The following is a 23,817-nucleotide window of genomic DNA, read 5'->3' as shown; positions in this document are numbered from 1 at the left end:
ACACACCTGTTTCCATGCCGAACACAGCAGTTAAGCTCTCCAGCGCCGATGGTAGTTGGGGTTTAACCCCTGCGAGAGTAGGACGCCGCCAGGCATTTTACTATACTTTTTTGGTTATACTATCTTAACAAATACTTTATATAATTCCACAGTAGCTCAGCGGTAGAGCGATCGGCTGTTAACCGATTAGTCGCAGGTTCGATTCCTGCCTGTGGAGCCATTTTTTTGCTTCCATAGCTCAGTCGGTAGAGCACCACCATGGTAAGGTGGGGGTCAGCGGTTCGAGTCCGCTTGGAAGCTCTTGATGTGACGGGCTTCACCTGGATTTAGGTGCTTGCCCGTTTTTATTTCTTCTAACATACGTTATTTTCCGAATGTACCTTTATGTTTTTGTCTTCCAGGTCTTGAAGCATAGCCAGATTACGGATAAAGCTATGTGCGTAAGATCAATTGCTCAAATAAGTGGAAGGTTCTTTACTTTTACCTTACCATTGTTTATATGGCTTGATTACATACGGTAGCAGGGCACCGTAGAGGCAGCAAAATTATCCTTGCTTAGGAATCGTACCGAATTGTTTAATAACATACCTTTTCAAGGGCAGCTCTAAGAACCTCGACATCTTCTTCTCCAGTACCTCCGCTAGCACCAATAGCGTCCACTACTTTTCCATTTATAAGTAATAGGCAGTCCACCTTTTTGCGGTATATACCTTCCTTGTGTGAAAGTTGTTATAGCATTAACAAAGAAAGGTAACTTTTCTCCCCTTTTTGCTACTTCATCACTTGTTGTCTTAAATGCAGCAGAGGTATAAGCTTTGCCAATCGCAATATCAACACTAATAAACTCAACATTATCCATTCTATGGAGGGCAATTAAATGTCCACCCAGGTCTACAACAGCAAAAGTCATTTTTAACTGTCTTCCATTAGTCATTATCTCAGCTGATTCTATGAGTTTTTTAGCTAATTCCAAATTTAGTACCATTTCCAAAATTACCACCTCGATAAACTTCTTAGGTTATGTCACCATTATGGAGATCAATATAGACTCAATTCAATTTTAGAAGTAAAATTTTAAGCACCATTTTTTCCATAAATATAAAAAATCACCTATGCAAGTATTACATAGGTGAATTCGTTGAAGGCTGCATTGCGAAACAATTCGTCTTGTTTGACAAAATTGTTCGTCTAATAAAGTCGGATTCTTAGGGTGCAAACGCTTAGTCAATATAAACTTGTAATGTCTTATTAGCTCAATACATGAGACATTGCTTTAAGCATTTCATTCCAAGCGTTTTCTGTTTGAGGGATATACTGTGCCCATTTCGGATCTACCTCATGTGTTAACGTCACATCTGAACCGTTTTCTGAAGGTTGAATCTCAACAGTAACAGTATCTATATCAGGAAGGTCGTCTACTGTAGCCCATGTGAATGCAATAAGATTTGGCTTATCCAATTGCAGGTACTGTCCAATATGCTCAATATCTTCGCCTTCACGTCGATCTACAAAAATGAAATAGCCTCCTACCTTAGGATTATTTTCACACTTTACCATATTCCCATTCGGGAACATCCACTTTTTTATTTTTTCAGGATTTATCCATGCATCATAAACCTTTTCTGGTGATGCATTAAAATGATATGTAACAACAGCTTTTGTCTCTGCCAAAATCATCAACTCCTATCATTTTTATTCTAATTTACATACTGCTAACTGCTAAAGGTGAAATTATTCCTTGTCCCCCTTTTTCAAAAATTCATCCAGTGATTCAAGATTATCCTGCCAAAATTTCCGATAGGGATCTAACCATTTATCTACCTCTGAGAGCGGATAAGGGCACAAATAATATACATGTTGTTGAGCTTTCCTCTGCACCTTTACTAGTTCTGCCTCTTTTAGGATGCGAAGGTGTTTGGAAACTCTTGGTTGACTCATTCCAGTTAAGCTTACAAGCTCATTCACTGAATAATTGTTGTTTCTTAACAAATCCAGTATCAAACGACGATTAGGTTCTGAAATGATATCAAAAATACTTGTGGTTGGTTTCATAACCTTATATTACTTTTTAGTTATATAACTGTCAAGTAATATATGATATCAGAATCGATTACAAGGTGAAATGAATCATCATTTAGGTTATGAATCAAATGACATAGAAGAAAAGAAACAAGCAATAGGAGAAATGGGTATGGGAAATAAAAACAATAAAAACTACTGCTGAAGAAGTTGTAATTGCTGACATAGAGTTTATGTAATGTGAAGAAATGTATTTAAACTAACGGTAAGAATAGTTCAATAAATATGAATATCGAGCGGGGGATATACTTTGAATAGACAAAAGGTAACTGTCATATTTATTATTGGCAGTTTAACAGTCTTAGCAATCCCATCATTTTCGAGAATTAAAAGGTAAGCTAATCATGGTTGATAATTTGGCCCGGGTGTTGTGGTTTGACGATTACAAGTATACACCGATCAGTCTTAATGACGTTATGGAAGTTACGGTTGATTGATCCTTATCTTTGCCTGATATTTTTTCTGACAGCTTTCTAAAGAAAGGATTATAATTCGTTAATTTTGATGAAAATTTAATCGGTTATTCCGAGTTTCTACCGTTATATTAGCGATCAATTGAAACTAAAATGACACGCCTATAAATGGTAAAGTGAGGGATAAGCAAGCACTTTAAAGATAAGGGTTCCAAGCGCTTGCTTCCCCAATGAGTTCAAGTGTTTTTCTATAACTATCTCTAAATGGCAGTTTTATGGTTAGGTTAAAACCGTTTGATATAAAATGAATAACCGGCCGCCTTACCACTTAGTAAATGGTCATCAGGGTGATTACTGCTGCCTTAAATGAATCATCGCATTTGACAGTAGCAATAGCCCAAGAAACAATGTCAATATATTAATATCTGCGCATGAACCATCTTCCTCAGTCATGTATATAAGTCAGACTGATAACTTTTCAGGTTCTTTTTTCGATTTCTTGATAAAATGCGGGGTATCAGGGAATTCAATGCCGACCCTATCTCCTTTTTGATAACGCAGGGAATAAGCCGTATTCACTGTATCGACCATTACTTCGAATTCGTCAATCTTGACGAAATAGCGGGTGAAACTTCCATTATAAACGATTTTTGTAATCTCGCCTCTGATGGGGCCGTCAGTATTCAAAGCGATTTGTTCCGGACGTATCACTGCCATTGCGTCTTCGGATGGATCTGCATCCTGAACATTAAACGTAATCTCTCCGGCATGAAAATAAGTTGACCCGTCTGATGTGTTAACTGAACCAGTGATTATATTGGCTTGTCCGACAAAATTAGCAACAAATTCATTTTGCGGTTTTGTATAAACCAAGTCCGGTTTGTCGAGCTGCTGGATGTTACCGTCATTCAGTACAATCATGCGGTCAGAAATGCTTAAGGCTTCTTCCTGATCATGAGTGACAAAAATAATAGTCAAATCCAATTCTTCCTTAAGTCTGCGGATTTCTTCACGCATCGTCATCCTGAGCTTTGCATCCAGATTGGATAATGGTTCGTCAAGTAAAAGAACTTTCGGATGGAGTACAAGGCAGCGTGCAATGGCAACACGCTGCTGCTGGCCCCCGCTCAATTCACTCGGCTTGCGGTCACCGTAGCCTTCTAGCTGTACTTGGCTGAGAACTTCTTCTATCCGTTTTTTGCGTTCACTTTTCTGCAATTTTTGGATTTTCAGCCCGTACTCTATATTTTGATAGACAGTCATATGCGGGAAGAGGGCGTAGTTTTGGAACACCATTCCGGTCGAGCGATTTTCCGGTGATAAATGATCAATTTTCTCATTGTCGAGAGTGATACTGCCTGAGTCATGTTCCTGAAATCCGCCAATGATTCTGAGCAAAGTTGTTTTTCCGCAACCGCTTGGTCCTATAAAAGAGATAAGTTCTCCTTTATCAATATCGACGGAAATATTGTTTACTGCTTTCACATCCCCAAATTGCTTCTGCAGATTTTTTAATGATAAAAAACCATCATGTTGCGACATGTAAACTGTCTCTCCTTTCTTAAAAAATAGCGTCAGATTCTGACACCAGTTCTTTTTTCAATCCATTTCAAAATCCCCATACAACTGATGACAATGACAATTAGAATGAATGACATCGCAGAAGCCATTCCGATTTTCGCCTGTTCGGCAAGATTAAGGATATATACTGCTGCAAGATTGGTCCCGGGTGCAATCAGGAAAATGACAGAGCTGATGGAAACCATCGCCGTCATAAAGGTGTAAACAAACCCAGCAATGAAAGCAGGATTTAAAAGCGGGACAATTATTTTTCCGAATGTCTTGTAAGGTCCGCCCCCTAAATCATTGGAAGCTTCTTCCATAGATGTATCAATCTGGTGCATTTTGCTGATGCTTGCCTCAAGCCCCACACCGATTTTCCGGAATGTCATGTTAAGGACAATCAGCAATACAGTACCTGTCAAAAATAAAGGCGGGCCGTTGAATATGAGTATATAACCAATACCCATGACTGTCCCAGGCACAGCCAAACCGAATAAGGTCAGAAATTCCAGTACTTTCTTCCCCGGAATTGTTTTCCGTGCAAATAAGTATCCTTGTAAAATACCAATGCCTGCTGCCAATATTGCTGATATAAAAGAAACAATAACACTCGTATATAAAGAATCCCAGCCATTGCGGTTTGAAAAATGTTCAAGTGTAAATGTATTGTTGATACCTATGATTTTGACAAATGCACCTAAAACGACCATTGCAAACAAAAGTATAATGAAAGCTGTAAATAATGTACTGATTCCCACCACTACAGCTTTTACTGATTTTGTTAATGGTGCGTTGGCAGCACCTGATTCACCGCTGATCATCTCAGTATTCGTATCTTTCAAGAAGTACGTTTGAAAGATAAATATAATTAAACTTGGAATGATCAGAAAAACGCCTAATACTGCGGCTTGCTCCATATTTTGCTGGCCGACAACGAGCAGATAAGCCTCTGAAGCCAAAAATGGTTTGCCACCGCCGATAATAAGCGGGTTTGAAAAATCAGCCAAAGCCATCACAAATACTAATAAAGAGGCTTTGATGATACCTGACTTTGCCAGAGGGATAGTGATTTTGCCCAGTGTTTTCCATTGATTGGCCCCTAAATCCCCTGAGGCGTGTTCAAGGCTTGGATTCATGTTACGCAATGCACTTTCGACCAACATGTAGCCAATTGGGAAGTAACCGAGCACCTGAGAAATGACAACGCCCCAGAAGCCATAGATGCTGAATTCCAGCCCGAACATACCATCAAGCCATTGTGTGATAATGCCATTTCGCCCGAATAAGATAATTAATGACAGGGAGAAAATGAATGGTGGTGCTACAAGTGGGAGCAATGCTGCACCGCGATACGATTTCGCAACGAAACTTTGTGAACGGGTGACATAAAGAGAAACTGCAATACTCAGGAAAGTGACAATCCCAGTTGAAATCAGTGCTGCACTTATGCTGTTTAAGAGTGACTTCAAGTAGAATGAGGTAGAGAAAAACTCTGAATAGTAATCCATTGTTAAAGCACCTGTCCCCATTCCAAAGCTTTTCAGCAAGACCGCAAAAACAGGCGAAACGATAAACAGCAAAATAAAAACGGCAAGAATCACCGTCAGAATAGCAAACCCGGGTTCAGACCAGAACTTTTTGAGGTTTATAAACCAGGGATGTCCCCGTTGACGTGGACTTGATATTTCCGTATCCATTCCACAACACCTCTTCCTTTTAACTTAATGGGAATTTGGAAATAACAGCAGCAGAGAGTTGGCTGCCACTGCTATCTCTGTTAATTGGAGAAGTCTTCACGCCATTTTTCCATAACACGTTCTCTATTTTCGGAAGCCCATTTAGCATCATAATCGATGAAATGTTTCTCTAACTCTTCGTTTTCTGTAATGTCTGGTTTCGTGACCATAGAGCGGTATTCAGCTGTTTTTTCCATAAATTCTTTAGAGCCTAAATAATCCATGACTTTTTCAGCTTTTTCCGGTTGGTCTGTGTTTTTAAATATCCAAGCTACATCAAGACTGTAGCCAACACCTTCTGATGGAAGCGTTCCTTCAATCGGATAGCCTTGATCTTTAAAATCTTCCACGGCTTTATCCCAGGTGATGCCAATTGCATATTCCCCCTGCGCAACCATTTGAGCTGGTGCAGAACCAGATTTTGTATACTGTGCAACATTTTCATCTAATTTTTCGAGATAATCCCAACCTTCTTCTTCGCCAAACATCTGCAAAATTGTGGAAGTAAACAGGAAGGCTGTACCAGATGTGCCCGGGTCTGGCAATACAATTTCACCTTTGTATTGCGGATCCAATAAATCTTCCCATGATTTTGGCATATCTAACCCTTTGTCCTCCATAATATCTTTGTTTATTCCTAGCATGTTGTACCAGAAGGAGGTGCCATACCACTTGCCCTCAGGGTCTTTGAATTTGTCCGGAACATCTTTCCATTCTTCAGACTTATAGGGGTCCAAATACCCCTCTTCATCAGCCTTTAACGCGAATCCGTGTAACATCCCGATTTGCATGTCTGCCCCGATATTTGGAGCCTCAGATTTCATACGGCTCCAGCCTTCACCACTGGACAAACGCAGAACATCAAGTTCTACACCAGTCCCTTCTTCAATTTGTTTGACGAAGGCGTCCATCTCTTCAGAGTCGTTATGTGTATAAACTTTTAACGGTTCATCACTGCTCTCGCCACCGCTTTCATTTCCGCAGGCGGCTAAGAAAAGCGAAGTCATAAGTATTAAAATGAATGAAATTGATTTCTTCAAAGCAATTCTCCTTTCTAATCACTGCTGTTTTTTATTCTTAATTGGTTATAGTCCCGAATAATCTGATTAGCATTTTCTAAGTATGATGTTGTATGAATTTCTTTCGGGACGATTCCGATGCCTGTCAGTAGTCCGGCTTTTTCACCCAGTATCATATCTCCATTGGAGTCACCGATTATGACCGTTTTCTTGTGATCCAGTTCTAGTCTCTGGCAGGCAAGTTCAGGCATATCAGGAAAAGGTTTTCCCCTCTGGACGGCGTCATGCCCGATAACACAATGAAAATAATCCCGTATCCCAAGAATTTCTAAGTGGTTTTCTGCCTGTGCCGTATCATCGGATGTGACTACTCCCAGTTTGATTTGGGCAGAATAAGCCCTTTCCAGGAAATTTCTTATTCCCTTAATCGGTTTCAAACGGTTGGTCCATTGTGTGGACTTGTCCACGTTCTCACGGACATTGAAAACCATCGTGACTGCTTCATTCCAAGGCATGCCCTGCTGATAAAGATAGAATGAGAGGACTGTTATCAGATCACCCATACTTCCGATAGCAAGCGGCCCTTTGGGATCCCATGTACCATTTTTAAAAGATACCCCAATATATCTGCCTATGTCTTCCTCATCACACATTATTTGACTGTCGGCCATACTGACTATTTCATTAATTAGATTTGTCCCCCATTTCATCCAGAGTTCATTGAAATTCAGCAATGTGCCGTCTTTGTCAAAAAGAATCCCTTCAACGTCGTATTTTTTTTCATTAACCATTAGTTCAGGCATTAAAATACCTCCTTTCTATAGGTGAAAAAATCGGTAAGGGATTCAAAATCTAATTAATTTTGTTCAAAACGTTAAGTATGTTAAGAAAGTATTTAACAATGGGGCTGTTTATTAGGATATAGGTTTAAAATTAAATGTCAAGTTGGTCGCGTTTTGATAAGGGCAGTAAAAGAGTCAAAACCCTTGAAATACAAGGAATTTGGGAGAGGGAGCAAGGTGTATAGCCTATGGCAGAAATTTCAGTCGGGAGATGTTTTTCAAATTTGACTTTCTATTTTATTTCGGTATAGTAAGTGGTGTAAATATTATTCAAAACGTTCAATACTTATTTAATGTTTTGAATAAAAAGGGGGTGGGCTGACTTTATTGTCATGTCAATCGATTGCTTATAATTTTGTTAAGGAGGACATTTATTTATGAGAAAAATAGCGAAAAAATCTTTTAAACTTCCTGTTAGTTTAATAGCTATCCTATTGGGTTTGACAATCCTTACATATCCCCATAATGCGGAAGCAAGCTCCCCAGGGGTTCCCGGAAATAATCCTGAACTTGTCTTCCCTGTTATAAGTGACACTCAAATTTCCAATGACAGTGACCTGGAAAAGTTCAATAATGCGCTAAATCAACTGAATGAGCTGTCTCCTAATCAGGATGCATTTGTGTTTTTAGGTGATTTGACAGATAATGGTTACACCGAGCAATACGATAATGCGATGGAGGTATATGAAGAAAACAGACAGGATGGAACTCAGTCGCTATTTGCTATTGGTAATCATGAGTATTATAATGATGCAAATGCACTCGAATCACAGGAACGGTTTCTTGAAAAGACTGGAATGGATTCACTTTATTATCATAAGGTCATTAAGGATTATGACTTTGTAGTAATGGGAGAGGAAGATGAAGGGTATTTCTCAAAGCAGCAAATAAATTGGCTGGATGAGCAGTTGAGCAAAGCGGAACAGAGAGATTCAAAAAAGCCGATTTTTGTATTCATGCATTGGCCGATAGAGGACACAACTTATGGAAGCGAATGGCATGTTGAGCCAAATGGAGAATTACTTTATGAAACGTTGGAAAAATATCCGCAAGTGGTTTTTTTCTCAGGGCATACGCATTATCCTGTAAGTGATCCCAAGTCAATCTATCAAAAGGATTTCACATCAGTAAATACAGGCAGCGTCAATTATATGTGGACGGAAAATGGCTACTTACAAGGACACCTGCCTCCAGGACATGATGAGGTCAGTAATGGTTTACTTGTGGAAGTGTACAATAACAGAGTGATCATAAAACGTCGCGGTTTCCACAGCAATGATTGGCTAGGCGACCCATGGGTTATCAAAACACCTGCTAAAACAAATAAATTCAAATATACATCAGATCGTGATAATAAAAAGCCGTATTTCAAAAAAGGATCCTCTGTATCGATTAATCAGGATAAAACAACTTCAACTGAACTGTATGCAGAATTTCAGCAGGCGTCAGATAATATACTTGTTCATTCCTATCAAGTGACAGCTGTAAATAAGATGACTGGGGAAACCGCTAAAGAATATACGGCTTTCTCAGAATATTATAAGGACTCTGTTCCAGAAAAACTTGAATTGCCAATAAGCGGATTGAAGCCCGGCAACGAATATGAAATAAATATCAAAGCAATTGATGCATTTGGAAATATCAGTGATGAATCACTGACAACTGTTGGTAATACAAAGAAATAATAAAAAAAGGATGACTGCTTCGTGGTTGAGGCAGTTGTCCTTTTTTAAAAGGTAAAAAATTATTGAAGAAGATACATCGTATAAAGTTAAAAGCAAAACATTCATGATAAGGTACGGAGAGTAGCAGAACGAGTATAAAAATGTCCTGCACCCAATTGTTGGACACTATTTAACAATTGGGTACAGTTTTTCTGTAGCTAAACATACGATTGATGAAAAGTTAACCGCAGTACCACGCTATTTAGAAGAGGCTGAAAGTTATATTTCAATTGGCAAGTCACTAGGTAACTTCTGAAAGTGTAATACGGAACAGGGTTAAGCCATATGAACTTCATGGTGCATTTATTCGTTAAATACGCTATCGGGCATTCCATCATGACCAATAGCGTGGTACTTACTTGAAGATACGTTTTACTTAGCTTTACGAACCTTGAACCATCCAATAGCAATATCCAAAAGTAACCCAAATATGAGGAGGATTAGCGTCCAAAGTGTAAGTTGTTCCCAGATTAGGCGAATTGACTCATAGCTTTGGCTTGCCTCTGTGACAAATCCATACTGTATAAGCTCGTTCATGAAATTCGGGTTCCAGAATTGTGCTCCTGTTATCATGAACATGATCATGGCAATGGAAATCAAATTCACAATGGCGGTAAAAATAACCAATGTATACGTCCACTTTTCATAACGAAACTTTAGACATTCCTTCACAATCCCAAATCCAAATACAATTAAAATCAATATCAGGAATGAACCGTATGTTTCTTCGTTTAAAAATGGAACAACCGTGGAAAATTCACCATCCTGGAAGATCCAGATGCCAAAATAGTCATTTGAAAATGCCAGTATCATAATAATCAACACATAAAATATAATCCCTATAATCGGCTCACTTCGTTTAATCTGCCGTTTCGGATCGGGAATCGGTGCTAAATTTTCAGGTTTCCATTCCTTATCTAAGTTTAGTTTTTCTTTATCTATATTCAGTTTCTTTAGATTGTCTTCACCAAAATATTCTGCCAGAGCAAAGGCTAATGTGGTCCAGCCGAAGACAATTGGAATCGTAGTTGTAATAAAAGAAACAATGTAGTTGATAAAGTAATCAAGCGTATTAATTGGATTTAAGATGATCTGGATGATGAATACAGCGGTAGATACTGTCACAACCGAAATTAAAGCTATCTTCAATACCAGTATATACAAATCATACAGTTCTGGGCCAATTACATACTTTTTTGTATCCCGGTATTGCCTTGCCAAATTCCTTGGATTGCCAAGTTCTAATAATACTTCCTCTACATCTTCCTCCGTGATATCTCTGCCCTGAACACGCTCATTCAGCATATCTTCTATCAAACCGCGAAGTTCGTCAGCCACATCCTGTCTTTGTGCTTCCGGCAGCCTCTTGGTCACTGCATAAACATATCGTTCAATCATCTCCATTTTCATCCCCACTTTCTTTCAACACATTTTGCATACTTGTAACAATGCTTTGCCACTCCACACGTAATAAATCCAAGGCGTCTTTTCCGGTATCACTCAATAAATAATATTTTCTGGGTCTTGTTTCATTCGTATCCCATTTGCTTTCCAAAAGTCCTTGTTTTTCCAGCCTTCTAAGCAACGGATATAATGTCCCTGGTTCCACCTGAATCCCCTTTTCTTTTAATCTTGTGACAAGAGAGTACCCATATTGAGGTTCATAAAGTTGGCTCAGAGCTCCAATTGTAATGGTTCCCCGTCTCAGCTCGTGCATCAATTTGTCTATATGTTCATTTTCATCGTTCATGTTTATCAACTCCCAAAGTCATTATACTGTATTACGCACACTATTGTAAATGAACAAATATTATTTTTAAAATCCCATATATATTTATGGAAAAATGTATTGAAAACAAGGACGAACATAGCTATTGTGAAAATTATTTGTGTATAAATATCGGAGTAGCGTATTTAAGTAATATTTGAATAGGTATATCATTGCTAGGAGTTGTCTGATTGGTCTGCCTATGGTGAACGGGTAATTTTTTGAGGTGGTCGAAAAATAGTGTGGAAGGGGGCTAAAAAGAAGCCTCCTTCATATGGGATATTGAACGAATAGAATTATACCTCAGAAGGCGAGAATGTTCAGATTTGTATGTCAACAAGTGATTCGGACAAAACCCTTGAAATTTAATGAGCTGATCATCGCCATGTTGGCACCTAAGTAAAAACACCTATAAATTTTGCTAAAAAACATTTAAACAATTGATGATCCTGTCGATATAAGTAATGTATCATCAAGGAGGATGATAAGCCATGGCATTGACGTTAGGAAGGAAATCTGGTGAAAAAGTGTTTATCGAGGATGAACACGGCAGGAACATTGAAGTAGAAGTGATCAGAGCAGAGAGAAATGTCAAACATGCCCTCAAGCTTCGTATCACGGCTCCACAGGAATTTAACATTGTTCGTGGAGAGATTTACAACGGTAATAACTCCTGATTCAGGAGCTATTATAAAACTAGCATTTCAAAAGGATAGGTCTTGCTAGTAAAATAAAAAACACGGAGGTAGATTAATTATGCAAATTAATCACAACATTGCAGCGTTAAATACGCAGAATCAACTAACTCAGAATAATAAGGCTACACAAGGTTCTTTGGAAAAGCTATCTTCAGGTCTTCGCATCAATAAAGCCGGGGATGACGCAGCAGGTTTAGCGATCTCTGAAAAGATGCGCGGACAGATTCGTGGTTTGGAAATGGCTGAAAAGAATGCACAAGATGGTATTTCTCTGATTCAGACTGCTGAGGGTGCGCTGAATGAATCACACGCCATTCTGCAGCGTATGCGTGAATTAACTGTACAAGCAGGGAACGAAGGTACGCAAGAACAGGAAGATTTGAATGCTATTCAATCTGAAATTGATGCTTTAGTTGAAGAATTAGGTGGTGAAGATAGCGAGGGAATTTCAGATCGCACAGAATTTAATGGGAAGACCTTGTTAGACGGCTCCTTAACTGAAAGTGAAGACGGTCCAATTGTATTCCAGATTGGAGCAAATGAAGGCCAACAATTGGAAGTTGAAATTGACGATATGTCGGCACAGGGTCTTGGAGTTAATGAGATTGAAGTGAATGGGACAGAAACAGATATTAATAGTATTATTGGATCAATTGACGATGCAATTAATACAGTCTCAGAGCAACGTTCCGAATTGGGAGCAGTTCAAAATCGCCTAGACCATACCATTAATAACCTTAGTGCGTCATCTGAAAACTTGACAGCAGCGGAATCACGTATCAGGGATGTTGATATGGCCGAGGAAATGATGGAGTTCACCAAGAACAATATCCTTTCACAAGCATCACAAAGCATGTTAGCTCAATCCCAACAAAGACCTCAAGGAGTTTTACAACTTCTTCAGTGATCTGATGAGAAGGGCGTCTAATCTGGTAACGGATTAGAGGATAACTGGGTGAATTGCTGGAACTTCCTAAAGTGTTTTGTACCAAAACGCAGCTGGAAACAGCAGACGTGACGGTTCAAAAAACAAAACAATGAAACAATGGATAATCAGCAGCCAAGCGCCTGTGGTGAAAACTTGGCGAAGGTTCAACGACTAGAATGCACTGCCTAAAGTGAAAACTAAGGCAATGAGATTCGTAGAGTGATAATCGTATCATTCGAAGTGCCCAGCCCCTTTGGAGAAAAAGGGTGAAGATATAGTCTATTCTATGATCGAAAGACATAGCGGCAAAGCAAGCCAACCAACAACCACAAGGTGTATTGCAGTTGCTGCAATAATATGTGGAATGACTGAACCCCCGGATTTTCTTACCGGGGGTTTTGTAAGTTATGAAAAGAGGTTGTTGCACGTTGAAGAATGAAATTATGAAGATAATTAATGATTTGGAAAAGAGGTTTGAAAAAAAGGGATATTATCACCTTAAAGGTGAAATAACGAAAAAGAAAAATAAATTCGAGAATAGAGTAAATGATGATTTGAACAAAAGCGATAACTTGTCGTTATTAAAACAAACTTTTACAAGTATTTTGGTTATGATTTATCGACACATTGAAATGGGTGAAAAGCATGCTTCTAAACACCTTGGTATGCTGGATGTAATAGGAGACTTATTTGAAAAAGAGCAGAATTATTCTAATAAACAATTAGAAATTGAAAATAATGAATATCGCTATTCATTGGAAGAAATTAGATTGAAGTATGAGGGGTTTAAAGAAGTAAAAGGACCTATAATTGATTTAATAAAGATGGCTAAAAATAAGTAATATTTGAATTATAATAAAGAAATAGAGAAAATTTTAAAGGAAGATGGATATGGAAAATGCGATTAATGACTTTTAATTTATACTAAATCATTTGAATGCTAGACTTGAGTGAATAAAAATTAAAAGTTTAGAGCAACCCTATCTTCCTTAACTCTCTCAGCTTATTGGTCCCTGAACCCAACCCAGCGATTCACGAAGAAGAGGCAAAAGGTCAAGGACGGGCAGCTGCCGCTGTGGCTTAGAGCAATCTATTAATAATAACGCTTTACCCAGAAAAAACAACAGCTAAGCTTTTTCTACAAGAATAGGGTCATTTACACAAAATTATTGACACGCTCTATTTTAGTTCCATAATGAAATACATTAATTAGTATACATAATGTAATTTATTACAGGAGATGTATATAAAAGTGAGTTTTAGTGAAATAAATATTCTGTATTGATGTAAGCCTTCTACTTTCATCGTTTTTGCATTATCTTCTGAACCATGATCTTTCTCTTTGTAGTCTTTCTACATCAAACTATAAAAGTAGCTTTTTAATCGCCTTTTCATTTAAACAAACATCCTTTACACTGCAATTAAAAATCGCTACTATGGACTTATCCAAACCCACATACCAACAAATTTAAAGAAGTAAAAAGTAGCTTAGAGAAGAAATAGATATCTATAATTAATGAGAGGAATGAATAAAAATTGAAAGCTTTCCCGATTCTGATCCTACTTGCCATTATTGTCACCATTATGGAAGTTTTCGTGACAGTTTTTTTAATTAGAAAACATGGTATGAAACCTTGGCAGTCGCTGTACACATCTTTACCGGTAGTTGTGATTGTCTGGATTGTAGCAATTATGTATTCTTGACTATTTTATTGACGTGTGACCAATCTGTATACCAAATACTGAATAAGGAAAACGACAAATGCCAGGGTACACAGATTCACATAATACAAGATGCCGTTCCCGAGCAGATCAAGTGGTGTGCTGGCGGTTGGGGTATGAGCCAAGTATAAATAGTTGGAACTTAAAAGCGGATTGATCAGAAAACCGATGATGGCAGCATAGCTTAACAAATAGCCATACGTTTTAAAAAATGATTGAAAGGTAATTGTTGTATGATTTGAAACGACTAAAAATATACTAGTCCACGAAATCGTGATGTGGTGAATAAAAAATTTCAAATAACGATAATGCGGAAAATCATAAGGCAATTCAGGGGTAACGAGTGCCAAAAATGATGGCATAAGTCCAATAAAGAATGTGATCTGGATTAACCGTTTGTTATGATTAATCAGGGCGATTGCTCCAGTTATACCGGCTATACCACAAAGATGAAGAAACATATGCTCATTTAAACTCCAAATACCATTTAATGCCGTGTAGGTCTGGTAACTTACCTCAGATAAAATTAAGATGCTGAATAATCCCCAGCGAATTGTGTCGTAAACGCGGAAGTGGTTCAGGATTTTTTTAGAAAATAAAAGAAAAACTGTCATCCCGGCGAAATAAATGAATAATGCGATTAAATGACTTACACCAAATGCTGTGAATGGTGAGCCATTCACTTCCAGAAAAATATCTGACATGTTCTTCCCCCGCGCACTTAAAATTTGAATTTTCTCTATTTCATTGGATAAATTTATTATAAAGGTAAAAGCTGAATTTGAAAATGAAAAAATTCATTTATCCCCTTTACAAAGAAGGACAACCTGTATATAATAAAGTTTGTCGGTTTTGGCAATACATATCTCAAAGCATGGCACACGCGCTTTATGGCCCGTTGGTCAAGTGGTTAAGACACCGCCCTTTCACGGCGGTAACACGGGTTCGAATCCCGTACGGGTCACCTATGGAGGATTAGCTCAGCTGGGAGAGCACTTGCCTTACAAGCAAGGGGTCGCAGGTTCGAGCCCTGCATCCTCCACCATTTGCCGGTCTAGCTCAATTGGCAGAGCAACTGACTTGTAATCAGTAGGTTGGGGGTTCAAGTCCTCTGGCCGGCACCATTTATTTTTTATGTATAAAACCAGACGTGGTTAGTTACAATACTTACGGAGGGGTAGCGAAGTGGCTAAACGCGGCGGACTGTAAATCCGCTCCCTCAGGGTTCGGGAGTTCGAATCTCTCCCCCTCCACCATATCTTTTATTGGGCTATAGCCAAGCGGTAAGGCATCGGGTTTTGATCCCGTGATGCGCTGGTTCGAATCCAGCTAGCCCAGTCTTTTTTTATTTTATGCAAAAAAACTACCATGTGCAGGCTGCACCGAAACACTTGCAACACGACGAGCCCTAAACGTTACTATAGGATAGCACCACAATAGATCAAAAACTTGTCATAATATAATGTGAGCCATTAGCTAGCCGCTCCCATCTCCGAGTAAGCTGCCATGTGCAGGCTTGCGAGGAGTGCAGCTCCACCGAAACACTTGCAACACGACGAGCCCTAAACGTTACTATAGGATAGCACCACAATAGATCAAAAACTTGTCATAATATAATGTGAGCCATTAGCTAGCCGCTCCCATCTCCGAGTAAGCTGCCATGTGCAGGCTTGCGAGGAGTGCAGCTCCACCGAACAAACTTGCAACACGACGAGCCCTAAACGTTACTATAGGATAGCACTACAATAAATCAAAAACTTGTCATAATATAATGTGAGCCATTAGCTCAGTTGGCAGAGCATCTGACTTTTAATCAGAGGGTCGGAGGTTCGAATCCTCCATGGCTCATCAGACCATAGTATGTTAGCATAATTACATAACAGACAATAATCAGTGTATAAACAAGGTTGTTATGATGTTGACAGCCTTGTTTATTTGCATTTTATCCTGTTTTTTTACATAATAGAAACAGTAAATTTATTATCAATTACAGTGACATTCACATATTCATAATGATTATAAAAGGATGAATTGGTATGGAAACTTCCAGAATTCCTGGCTTTTATAATATGACGGTTGAAGAACGCAGGCAATTGCTTACCACAATGGACATGTTTACCGATGACGATACGGAATATTTATTTTCAAAAGAACCGCTGCCAACAGATACAGCTGATAACATGATAGAAAATGTGATTGGAACGTTTCCGCTCCCTTTAGGGTTGGGATTGAATTTCCAGATAAACGGGAAGGACTATTGTATACCAATGGCAATCGAGGAGCCGTCTGTCGTGGCTTCAGCAAGTCATATTGCAAAAATTGTCAGGAATGCTGGCGGATTCACAACTGAAACAACTGGTCGTGTCATGACTGGTCAAATACAGGTTGTCGGCTGCTCTGATTTTTACGCAGTAAAAGAAGCAGTTTTACAGGAAAAAGATACGTTGATTGACGCCGCAAATAATGCATACCCCAGTTTAGTGAACAGAGGTGGCGGAGCTGAGGATCTGGAAGTCAGGATCTTAAATGAAGCATCGGACGCCAAATACGGACAAATGCTTATCATTCATCTTTACGTCGATACATGTGATGCCATGGGTGCCAACATTATCAATACAATGGCGGAATCACTGGCTCCTGTCATCGAGGAATTGACTGGCGGAAAAGTATATTTGCGCATTCTTTCCAATTATCCTGATCGTTGTCTGGCACGTGCGCGATGTGTTATTCCACCGGATTTGCTGCAGACAGGTGATTTTTCCGGTGAACAAGTGCGTGACGGGGTGATCCATGCTTACGAATTTGCGGCATCTGATCCGTACCGTGCTGTGACCCATAATAAGGGGATTATGAATGGTATCGACCCGGTTGTGATTGCGACTGGAAATGACTGGCGTGCGGTAGAGGCTGGTGCTCATGCTCATGCTGCACGTGAAGGCATGTACACATCCATGACAACCTGGTCCAGGGACGAGCAGGGAAACTTGATCGGTGAATTGGAATTGCCGATGTCGGTCGGGACGGTAGGTGGTTCCATCAATGTTCATCCGATCGCGAAACTTGCCCACAAAATGTTAAATGTAAACTCTGCACAGGAGCTTGGTCAAGTCATTGTAGCTGTTGGGCTTGCGCAAAATCTTGGTGCTTTAAAAGCGTTAGCAACAGATGGAATCCAGAAGGGACACATGGCATTACATTCTCGTTCTGTTGCCATTGCAGCAGGAGCTACAGGGGAGATGATTGATATGATTTCACAACGGTTAATTGAAGAAAAAGAAATCCGTGTCGGAAAAGCAAAAGAATTGGTGGAAGAATATAAAAAATGAATGTAGAAAAGGCAACAACGTCAGTACAAACAGCTATCGGTGTAGCTCATAGCAAGTTGATTCTAATCGGAGAACATGCCGTTGTACACGGACAGCCTGCCATTTCACTCCCTTTTCCGTTAGTAGGGGTGGAGGCGGTTATCGATTATGTTCCAGGTTCCGTGAAGATTGACAGCACGTTTTATCATGGACCAATTGACGCAGCACCTGAATCGTTAAACGGACTGACCTCTTGTATTGAGGCTACATTGGAACACCTTGATATGCCATGTGAAGATCTGTTGATCCGGATTAAATCATCCATACCACCGGGAAAAGGACTGGGATCAAGTGCCTCAGTTGCTATTGCGGTCATTCGTGCGCTTTTTTCATATGCTGAAGAGAATTATAAAATGGAAGATATATTGAAGCTTGCGGACATTTCAGAAAAGCATGCCCACGGGGAACCAAGCGGAATCGATACACTGACCATCACGTCCGAGCTTCCGATTTGGTATAAGAAAGAAGAACCAATTGACCTGATTGAGCCTGAAGGTGACTTTCATTTTATTGTTGCAGATTCCGGCAGAATGGGTGATACACGTTTGGCTGTTGAATCGGTGACGAAATTGATAAGATCTGCGCCAAAAAGAATACAGTCCAAATTGGACCGGCTTGGCGAAATAACGCATCGTGCCAGAAATGCACTGGAAACGGCGAGTAAACATTTGCTGGGTCAACTGCTGAATGAGGCACAAAAGGAATTGGAAGCACTTGGTGTCAGTGATGCAGGGTTGAACAGGCTAATTTATTTTGCCCGGCAGGAAGGTGCCTTGGGTGCTAAACTGACTGGCGGGGGTAACGGTGGCTGTGTCATCGCGCTCGCCCAAAATGAGATGCATTCCAAACAGCTGTGTGAAAAGTTACGAAGAATTGGTGCACACGCTGTATGGTCCTTCTCATTGAAAAGGAAAACAGACTAACGAAATGTGTATATAATAAAGGTAAAATGACTCGCAGACTTAAATGTCATTTTACCTCATTTTTTGTAACGTCTGGAATGTAACGTATGGTTGACTTTATAAGTGCACCTGCTATAAGGGAAGGCGATGCCGAGCTTATAATTGATGGGTGGCTTACAAGAAAAAGTTCGTACTCACTTTAAGGCGATACGAGCTTCGAGGTTTTCTAAATAACTTCCGCGAAGTCAAGGGGTGTCATATGAAAGCTGCAGCAAAAGCCCATACAAATATTGCCCTTATTAAATATTGGGGAAAACGTGATGAATCGTTAATCCTTCCAATGAACAACAGCCTGTCCTTAACATTGGATGGCTTTTACACAACAACGGCCGTCGAATTTCAGGAAAACTTGACAGCGGATCGTTTTTACTTGAATGACCGTTTGGTTGAAGGAGCAGAATATAGGCGGGTTACCGCATTTCTTGATCGTATTCGACAGGCGGCAGGGAGACCGGATGCTTTTGCCGAAATTCATTCAACCAACCATGTCCCGACAGCAGCCGGATTCGCATCATCGGCGTCTGGGTTCGCTGCTTTGGCTGCGGCTACGGCTAAGGCGATCGATTTACCAGTCAATGAACAGCAACTGTCCATCATGACAAGGCATGGGTCCGGATCTGCCTGCCGGTCGATTTATGGCGGTTTTGTCGAATGGGAGAAGGGCATAAAGGCTGATGGTTCAGACTCATATGCTGTTCCGATCGCACCTGCAGATCATTGGGATATCAGGGTTGCAGCCGTTATTTTATCCTCGGCCGAGAAGAAAGTATTAAGCAGGGAAGGCATGAGGCGAACGGTTGAAACATCTTCTTATTATCCCGCCTGGGTGGATAGTATTCCGGATGATCTGGCGGCCATAAAAGATGGCATTGCCCATAAAGATTTTGAAAAAGTAGGCGTAATAGCTGAAGCAAACTGTCTCAGAATGCATGCGACAACATTGGCAGCAAGCCCGCCATTTAGCTACTGGCAAAGCACCACTTTTTCGATCATGGAAGCTGTTCAGGATTTACGGGAAGCTGGTGTACCAGTCTTTTTTACGATCGACGCCGGACCAAATGTGAAAGTTCTATATTTGCCTGAACAAGAGGAGACGATCCGGAGCACACTTCTTGGAATACCCGGTGTTCATGATGTTACGGTAAGCCGTCCCGGTCAAGGCGTATCCTACATTTAGGAGTTGAATATATTGCCTGATTCATCATTAACAGTACAAGTCCCTGGCAAATTAATGATTGCAGGTGAGTTTGCGGTACTTGAAAAATATCAGAAATTAGTTGTGACGGCGGTTAACCGATTTGTTTTTGCAACCATCTGTGAAGGCAGGGAAAATCGTCTTTCACTGGAATCGTTTGATCTGAATGATATGGAATGGCAATATGAATCAAATACTGTCCATATCAAAACGAATGACAAACGCGTGCAGTTTGTGGAAGAAGCGATGACCACTGTCTATCGATATTTAGGCGAAAATCATCTGACACCGTCCCCTTTTCACCTTGCTATCCGCAGTGAACTGGATGATGTGTCAGGCAGGAAATATGGTTTGGGTTCAAGTGCTGCGGTTGTTACGTCTGTAGTAGCGGCTATGCTGCATCAATTTCTTCCAGAAAAACCGTCTGATTCGTTGATTTTCAAACTGGCCGCTATCGCCCATGTGAAGACACAAGGGAGCGGGTCAGGTGCTGATGTTGCTGCTTCTTCCTATGGCGGATGGCTCGAGTATGCATCATTTCAGGCGGACTGGCTGAAAGAAGCATATTTGACAGCTGACAGTATCACGGAGCTTGTAAATACAGACTGGCGTTATTTTTCTGCCGATCCACTAAAACTCCCGGATCATATATACATGTGTATCGGGTGGACCGGCTCACCTGCTTCTACACCTAAATTAGTTGAAAAAATTTCCGCGTTGAATAAGACTGATTCTACTTTGTATCAGCAGTTTCTGACTAACAGCGAAGAAGCGGTACACACGTTTTTAAATGGGATGAGGTATGAAAATTCTTCACTGATTTTTGAAGGGATAAGGAAAAATCGGCACGCGTTGGCCGAAGTAGGGAAAAACGCTGGTGCGGAAATTGAAACCCCTCTTCTGAAAACATTGTGTGATCTTGCCGAAGAGCATGGCGGAGCCGGAAAACCATCAGGTGCTGGCGGCGGCGACTGCGGGATTGCCTTTTTGCCATCAAAAGAGCAAGCTGAACATCTGATGGAAGCCTGGAAAGAAGCAGGTATTCAAACATTGGATATCATGTCAAATGAAGCTGGAGCAATAGTAATATAAACAGGTCATGTCACAGAATGGAAACATGCCCTGCTTTTTATTTCGTTCAGTAAAGTAAAGGCTATGTTTACGCTCATTAGTTTCTCAGATTTCCAAATGCCTCTGCAAATGGAGGGTTCGGATTGTTCCAAGTACCAGAAGCATCAATAATTGCTTTAGATTTTATTTTTTCAACGGACCCGTTTACGCGCACATATAGTACGAAGGGTAGTTGATTACGTGAAAGAGATTTCATTTTATCGATATTCTTCTTAGTTATGTCTAATACTTCCGCATTGTAAATTACATTTGCCTTGATTTGTGGAAGATTTGATAAAGGTTCTCAGTATTTGAAACTTATTTGGGGCAAGAATAACTTTCATCTGTTGTTTGTTCATTGCCTTTGCGAAATAAGCAGCAAAGCTCCTCCGACAAAACACTATATTATTTCTTGATGATTTAAGGAATAATAACTCCAGGTTCCCCTTTTATCTTGAATAATCAAATTTGCCTGTAACAGTATTTTCAGATGATAGGAAAGCTTGGATTGAGCCATTCCCATTTCTTCTGCCAAATCACAGACACAATTGTTAGGAGAACTAGCTAACAGATTAAGTAATTGCAATCTTTTTTCATCTGCTAACGCTTTAAAGGTCTTTTCGTAATGTTTAAAAGTATCTTGTAAGTCAGCTGTTGCTGAACACATGTTTATTCACCTCTCATATTAATCAAATTATTTGATTTAATGGGGGTGGCGAAATGAACACCGTCATACTGTTCGGCAATATTGCTTTTAATGAACAATGGAAATCGAAATGGGGAGTCAATTCACCTGATAATGCTCCATTAATGTCTGTCAATCTCTGAAATATGTATATATATGCATCTTCATGTCGAGTTGAGTCATCGTTCACTTTTTGACTACAATAGAAGACAGAGGAGGCTATTCTATGCAAAAAAATATGTCTATTATTGGCGTACCCATGGATCTGGGTCAAAACCGCCGCGGGGTTGACATGGGTCCAAGTGCCATTCGTTATGCAGGTGTGACAGAAAGGTTGGAAAATCTGAAATATAACATTAATGATTTGGGGGATGTGCCGGTTTCGCGTCCGGACGAAAAAGATCATGTGCAGGATGGGAATTTGCGCAACCTGCAGCAAGTATCAGACAGCAATCGACAGCTTGCAGAATGGGTAGATGAGCAAATAGGCAAAGATCGTTTCCCGCTAGTTTTGGGCGGTGATCACAGTATAGCAATCGGCAGCCTGGCAGGCATCGCGAAACATTACGATAACCTGGGAGTTATCTGGTATGATGCGCATGGCGATCTGAATTCCGGGGAGACATCACCATCTGGCAATATACATGGGATGCCGCTTGCAGTAAACCTTGGTATTGGTCACGAAAGACTTGCCAATATATTGGACTATACACCCAAAATCAAACCTGAAAATATTGTCATTGTTGGAGCCCGATCACTTGACCCGGGAGAAAAGGAACTGATCCGGGAAAAGGGGATCACCGTGTACTCCATGCATGAAATCGACCGGCTGGGGATGTCACGAGTGATGGCAGAAACAATTGATTACCTGAAAGAACAGACAGATGGCGTTCATTTAAGTCTTGATTTGGATGGCTTGGATCCTGAAGAAGCCCCTGGTGTTGGCACGCCAGTCATTGGTGGACTTTCTTACCGTGAAAGTCATCTGGCCATGGAAATGCTGTCAGAAGCAGATATTTTAACGTCAGCTGAATTTGTTGAAGTGAATCCAATTCTTGATGATAAAAATAAAACAGCAACAATGGCCGTCGGGTTGATCGGATCATTATTCGGCGAAAAGTTGAAATAGCAGGCAGTAAAACTGTCGCCAGACCTGGCCGTGCCCCTAAGTTGCCAAAAAAGACATCCACTTTATTTTTTTGGATGTCTTTTTAATGCTTCATCACGATATGCAAGCATGTCACGATGGGACTAACATTTTTTCTAACCATATGAATAATTACCCCCAAAAACTTCCCCTATTCTAGTATAATTGTATTATGAAAATACCCAATTGGATCATAATGGGACAGCATTTCATTTTAGATATAAAATTTTGAAACCTTACATGGGATGAGTTCGTAAGGTTAATACCGCATGGTAAGCGGAGGTAAAACGATGGACTCGATGATCAAGGAGAAAATCAAACAGGTTAAACGCGGGGATCAGACAGCTTATGAAGATGTTGTATCCTTTTATCAGCATAAAATTTATCAGCATTGCTACCGGATGCTAGGCAATGCGCATGAAGCAGAGGACATTGGCCAGGAAACGTTCATTCGCGCATATGTCAACATTCATTCATTTGATGATAAACGTAAATTCTCGACGTGGCTGTATCGGATTGCAACCAACTTGACGATTGATCGGATACGGAAGCGAAAACCGGACTACTATCTTGATGCCGAAATTAAAGGTACGGATGGCCTGGATATGTATTCACAGCTCGCTGCTGATAATCGGCTGCCCGAGGAAGAGGTACAAGGCCTGGAACTTCAAGAATATATTTCACAGGAGATTTCCGGACTTCCGCCAAAATATCGAAGTGTTATCATTTTAAGATATTTAGAGGAGTTTTCACTGCAGGAAATAAGTGAGATTCTGGATATCCCGCTTGGTACGGTAAAAACCCGAATCCACCGGGGGCGCGAGGCTTTACGCAAAAAGCTTCGTCACGTGTAAAGGAGTG

General features: G+C 40.2%; 20 protein-coding genes, 8 tRNA genes, 1 rRNA gene and 1 pseudogene. 19 read left to right on the top strand and 11 right to left on the bottom strand.

Annotation, left to right across the window (positions count from 1 at the left end; genetic code table 11):
* The 3 genes from rrf to BM195_RS09550 form a co-directional block, all read left to right on the top strand.
* Positions 1-94: ribosomal RNA gene (rrf, locus tag BM195_RS09560) — 5S ribosomal RNA — on the top strand; the annotation flags it as partial.
* A 51-nt stretch (positions 95-145) separates the two neighbouring features.
* Positions 146-220 (top strand) — tRNA-Asn (locus BM195_RS09555).
* 7 nt (positions 221-227) lie between these two features.
* Positions 228-300, top strand: a tRNA-Thr gene (locus BM195_RS09550).
* A 340-nt stretch (positions 301-640) separates the two neighbouring features.
* Here BM195_RS09550 and BM195_RS09545 read toward each other — a convergent pair.
* From BM195_RS09545 to BM195_RS09515, 7 genes are all read right to left on the bottom strand, one after another.
* Positions 641-985 (bottom strand): GlcG/HbpS family heme-binding protein, encoded by a 345-nt coding sequence (locus tag BM195_RS09545; protein ID WP_090237062.1) that lies wholly within the window; start codon positions 983-985, stop codon positions 641-643.
* Between the two features lie 263 nt (positions 986-1,248).
* Complete coding sequence (locus tag BM195_RS09540; RefSeq protein WP_170848210.1) at positions 1,249-1,671, bottom strand: SRPBCC family protein; 423 nt, start codon at positions 1,669-1,671, stop codon at positions 1,249-1,251.
* 60 nt (positions 1,672-1,731) lie between these two features.
* Positions 1,732-2,052, bottom strand: a complete 321-nt coding sequence (locus BM195_RS09535) for an ArsR/SmtB family transcription factor (RefSeq protein ID WP_090237056.1) — start codon at positions 2,050-2,052, stop codon at positions 1,732-1,734.
* Positions 2,053-2,954: 902 nt separating this feature from the next.
* Entirely contained in the window at positions 2,955-4,034 is a 1,080-nt protein-coding gene (locus tag BM195_RS09530) for an ABC transporter ATP-binding protein (RefSeq protein ID WP_090237053.1), read from the bottom strand.
* Between the two features lie 32 nt (positions 4,035-4,066).
* Positions 4,067-5,752 carry an ABC transporter permease gene (locus tag BM195_RS09525; RefSeq protein WP_090237050.1) on the bottom strand — a complete coding sequence of 562 codons (1,686 nt, stop codon included), beginning with the start codon at positions 5,750-5,752 and terminating at the stop codon, positions 4,067-4,069.
* An 80-nt stretch (positions 5,753-5,832) separates the two neighbouring features.
* Positions 5,833-6,831: an ABC transporter substrate-binding protein gene (locus BM195_RS09520; RefSeq protein ID WP_090237048.1), complete on the bottom strand. Its 999-nt coding sequence runs from the start codon at positions 6,829-6,831 to the stop codon at positions 5,833-5,835.
* Between the two features lie 14 nt (positions 6,832-6,845).
* Positions 6,846-7,613: an HAD family hydrolase gene (locus BM195_RS09515; protein ID WP_090237045.1), complete on the bottom strand. Its 768-nt coding sequence runs from the start codon at positions 7,611-7,613 to the stop codon at positions 6,846-6,848.
* Between the two features lie 416 nt (positions 7,614-8,029).
* Between BM195_RS09515 and BM195_RS09510 the strand changes: the two genes are divergently transcribed.
* The gene (locus tag BM195_RS09510; RefSeq protein WP_090237043.1) at positions 8,030-9,337 is read left to right on the top strand and encodes a metallophosphoesterase; all 1,308 of its coding nucleotides are present in this window, start codon (positions 8,030-8,032) and stop codon (positions 9,335-9,337) included.
* 411 nt (positions 9,338-9,748) lie between these two features.
* Here BM195_RS09510 and BM195_RS09505 read toward each other — a convergent pair whose 3' ends face one another.
* Together BM195_RS09505 and BM195_RS09500 are read right to left on the bottom strand one after the other, a co-directional pair.
* Positions 9,749-10,774 carry an HAAS signaling domain-containing protein gene (locus tag BM195_RS09505; protein WP_342028027.1) on the bottom strand — a complete coding sequence of 342 codons (1,026 nt, stop codon included), beginning with the start codon at positions 10,772-10,774 and terminating at the stop codon, positions 9,749-9,751.
* The gene (locus BM195_RS09500; protein ID WP_090237036.1) at positions 10,767-11,126 is read right to left on the bottom strand and encodes a PadR family transcriptional regulator; all 360 of its coding nucleotides are present in this window, start codon (positions 11,124-11,126) and stop codon (positions 10,767-10,769) included. The genes BM195_RS09505 and BM195_RS09500 overlap by 8 nt, the downstream gene beginning before the upstream one ends.
* A gap of 509 nt (positions 11,127-11,635) precedes the next feature.
* On the opposite strand from BM195_RS09500, the gene BM195_RS09495 reads away from it, so the two are divergent.
* The 3 genes from BM195_RS09495 (at position 11,636) to BM195_RS09485 (ending at position 13,612) form a co-directional block, all read left to right on the top strand.
* Positions 11,636-11,821 carry a carbon storage regulator gene (locus BM195_RS09495; protein WP_090237034.1) on the top strand — a complete coding sequence of 62 codons (186 nt, stop codon included), beginning with the start codon at positions 11,636-11,638 and terminating at the stop codon, positions 11,819-11,821.
* Between the two features lie 79 nt (positions 11,822-11,900).
* Positions 11,901-12,749: a flagellin Hag gene (hag, locus tag BM195_RS09490; RefSeq protein WP_090237031.1), complete on the top strand. Its 849-nt coding sequence runs from the start codon at positions 11,901-11,903 to the stop codon at positions 12,747-12,749.
* A gap of 449 nt (positions 12,750-13,198) precedes the next feature.
* A complete protein-coding gene (locus BM195_RS09485; RefSeq protein ID WP_090237028.1) occupies positions 13,199-13,612 on the top strand; it encodes a hypothetical protein in 414 nt (137 codons plus the stop codon).
* A gap of 867 nt (positions 13,613-14,479) precedes the next feature.
* On the opposite strand, the gene BM195_RS09480 is transcribed toward BM195_RS09485, so the two are convergent.
* Positions 14,480-15,196 carry a YwaF family protein gene (locus BM195_RS09480; protein ID WP_090237026.1) on the bottom strand — a complete coding sequence of 239 codons (717 nt, stop codon included), beginning with the start codon at positions 15,194-15,196 and terminating at the stop codon, positions 14,480-14,482.
* 188 nt (positions 15,197-15,384) lie between these two features.
* Here BM195_RS09480 and BM195_RS09475 point away from each other — a divergent pair.
* The 10 genes from BM195_RS09475 to BM195_RS09430 all read left to right on the top strand — a co-directional run bounded on the left by BM195_RS09475 (position 15,385) and on the right by BM195_RS09430 (position 21,106).
* Positions 15,385-15,456, top strand: a tRNA-Glu gene (locus BM195_RS09475).
* Between the two features lie 5 nt (positions 15,457-15,461).
* A tRNA-Val gene (locus BM195_RS09470) sits at positions 15,462-15,537 on the top strand.
* Between the two features lie 3 nt (positions 15,538-15,540).
* Positions 15,541-15,616 (top strand) — tRNA-Thr (locus BM195_RS09465).
* Positions 15,617-15,663: 47 nt separating this feature from the next.
* Positions 15,664-15,748, top strand: a tRNA-Tyr gene (locus tag BM195_RS09460).
* A 10-nt stretch (positions 15,749-15,758) separates the two neighbouring features.
* A tRNA-Gln gene (locus BM195_RS09455) sits at positions 15,759-15,830 on the top strand.
* Between the two features lie 437 nt (positions 15,831-16,267).
* A tRNA-Lys gene (locus BM195_RS09450) sits at positions 16,268-16,340 on the top strand.
* A gap of 188 nt (positions 16,341-16,528) precedes the next feature.
* Entirely contained in the window at positions 16,529-17,818 is a 1,290-nt protein-coding gene (locus tag BM195_RS09445; RefSeq protein ID WP_090237023.1) for a hydroxymethylglutaryl-CoA reductase, degradative, read from the top strand.
* Positions 17,815-18,780: a mevalonate kinase gene (gene mvk / locus BM195_RS09440; protein ID WP_090237020.1), complete on the top strand. Its 966-nt coding sequence runs from the start codon at positions 17,815-17,817 to the stop codon at positions 18,778-18,780. The genes BM195_RS09445 and mvk overlap by 4 nt, the downstream gene beginning before the upstream one ends.
* A gap of 238 nt (positions 18,781-19,018) precedes the next feature.
* Positions 19,019-19,996: a diphosphomevalonate decarboxylase gene (gene mvaD / locus BM195_RS09435; protein ID WP_090237018.1), complete on the top strand. Its 978-nt coding sequence runs from the start codon at positions 19,019-19,021 to the stop codon at positions 19,994-19,996.
* 12 nt (positions 19,997-20,008) lie between these two features.
* Positions 20,009-21,106, top strand: a complete 1,098-nt coding sequence (locus BM195_RS09430) for a phosphomevalonate kinase (RefSeq protein WP_090237015.1) — start codon at positions 20,009-20,011, stop codon at positions 21,104-21,106.
* 336 nt (positions 21,107-21,442) lie between these two features.
* Here BM195_RS09430 and BM195_RS09425 read toward each other — a convergent pair.
* Positions 21,443-21,791, bottom strand: a pseudogene (locus tag BM195_RS09425) (ArsR/SmtB family transcription factor).
* 244 nt (positions 21,792-22,035) lie between these two features.
* Between BM195_RS09425 and rocF the strand changes: the two are divergent.
* The gene (rocF, locus tag BM195_RS09420) at positions 22,036-22,938 is read left to right on the top strand and encodes an arginase (RefSeq protein WP_090237012.1); all 903 of its coding nucleotides are present in this window, start codon (positions 22,036-22,038) and stop codon (positions 22,936-22,938) included.
* Positions 22,939-23,246: 308 nt separating this feature from the next.
* Positions 23,247-23,810 carry an RNA polymerase sigma factor SigW gene (gene sigW / locus BM195_RS09415; protein WP_090237009.1) on the top strand — a complete coding sequence of 188 codons (564 nt, stop codon included), beginning with the start codon at positions 23,247-23,249 and terminating at the stop codon, positions 23,808-23,810.
* Positions 23,811-23,817: the final 7 nt, after the last annotated feature.

The sequence above is a fragment of the Lentibacillus halodurans genome (assembly GCF_900112045.1).
Taxonomy (GTDB): domain Bacteria; phylum Bacillota; class Bacilli; order Bacillales; family Amphibacillaceae; genus Lentibacillus; species Lentibacillus halodurans.
This window is presented reverse-complemented; position numbering and strand designations above follow the sequence as displayed.

Coding starts and splice junctions, on each gene's coding strand:
- BM195_RS09445 (WP_090237023.1), top strand. CDS start 16,529: ATGGAAACTTCCAGAATTCCTGGCTTTTATAATATGACGGTTGAAGAA.
- hag (WP_090237031.1), top strand. CDS start 11,901: ATGCAAATTAATCACAACATTGCAGCGTTAAATACGCAGAATCAACTA.
- BM195_RS09515 (WP_090237045.1), bottom strand. CDS start 7,613: ATGCCTGAACTAATGGTTAATGAAAAAAAATACGACGTTGAAGGGATT.
- BM195_RS09525 (WP_090237050.1), bottom strand. CDS start 5,752: ATGGATACGGAAATATCAAGTCCACGTCAACGGGGACATCCCTGGTTT.
- BM195_RS09530 (WP_090237053.1), bottom strand. CDS start 4,034: ATGTCGCAACATGATGGTTTTTTATCATTAAAAAATCTGCAGAAGCAA.
- BM195_RS09535 (WP_090237056.1), bottom strand. CDS start 2,052: ATGAAACCAACCACAAGTATTTTTGATATCATTTCAGAACCTAATCGT.
- BM195_RS09545 (WP_090237062.1), bottom strand. CDS start 985: ATGGTACTAAATTTGGAATTAGCTAAAAAACTCATAGAATCAGCTGAG.
- rocF (WP_090237012.1), top strand. CDS start 22,036: ATGCAAAAAAATATGTCTATTATTGGCGTACCCATGGATCTGGGTCAA.
- BM195_RS09500 (WP_090237036.1), bottom strand. CDS start 11,126: ATGAACGATGAAAATGAACATATAGACAAATTGATGCACGAGCTGAGA.
- mvaD (WP_090237018.1), top strand. CDS start 19,019: ATGAAAGCTGCAGCAAAAGCCCATACAAATATTGCCCTTATTAAATAT.
- BM195_RS09480 (WP_090237026.1), bottom strand. CDS start 15,196: ATGTCAGATATTTTTCTGGAAGTGAATGGCTCACCATTCACAGCATTT.
- BM195_RS09510 (WP_090237043.1), top strand. CDS start 8,030: ATGAGAAAAATAGCGAAAAAATCTTTTAAACTTCCTGTTAGTTTAATA.
- BM195_RS09505 (WP_342028027.1), bottom strand. CDS start 10,774: ATGATTGAACGATATGTTTATGCAGTGACCAAGAGGCTGCCGGAAGCA.
- mvk (WP_090237020.1), top strand. CDS start 17,815: ATGAATGTAGAAAAGGCAACAACGTCAGTACAAACAGCTATCGGTGTA.
- sigW (WP_090237009.1), top strand. CDS start 23,247: ATGGACTCGATGATCAAGGAGAAAATCAAACAGGTTAAACGCGGGGAT.
- BM195_RS09495 (WP_090237034.1), top strand. CDS start 11,636: ATGGCATTGACGTTAGGAAGGAAATCTGGTGAAAAAGTGTTTATCGAG.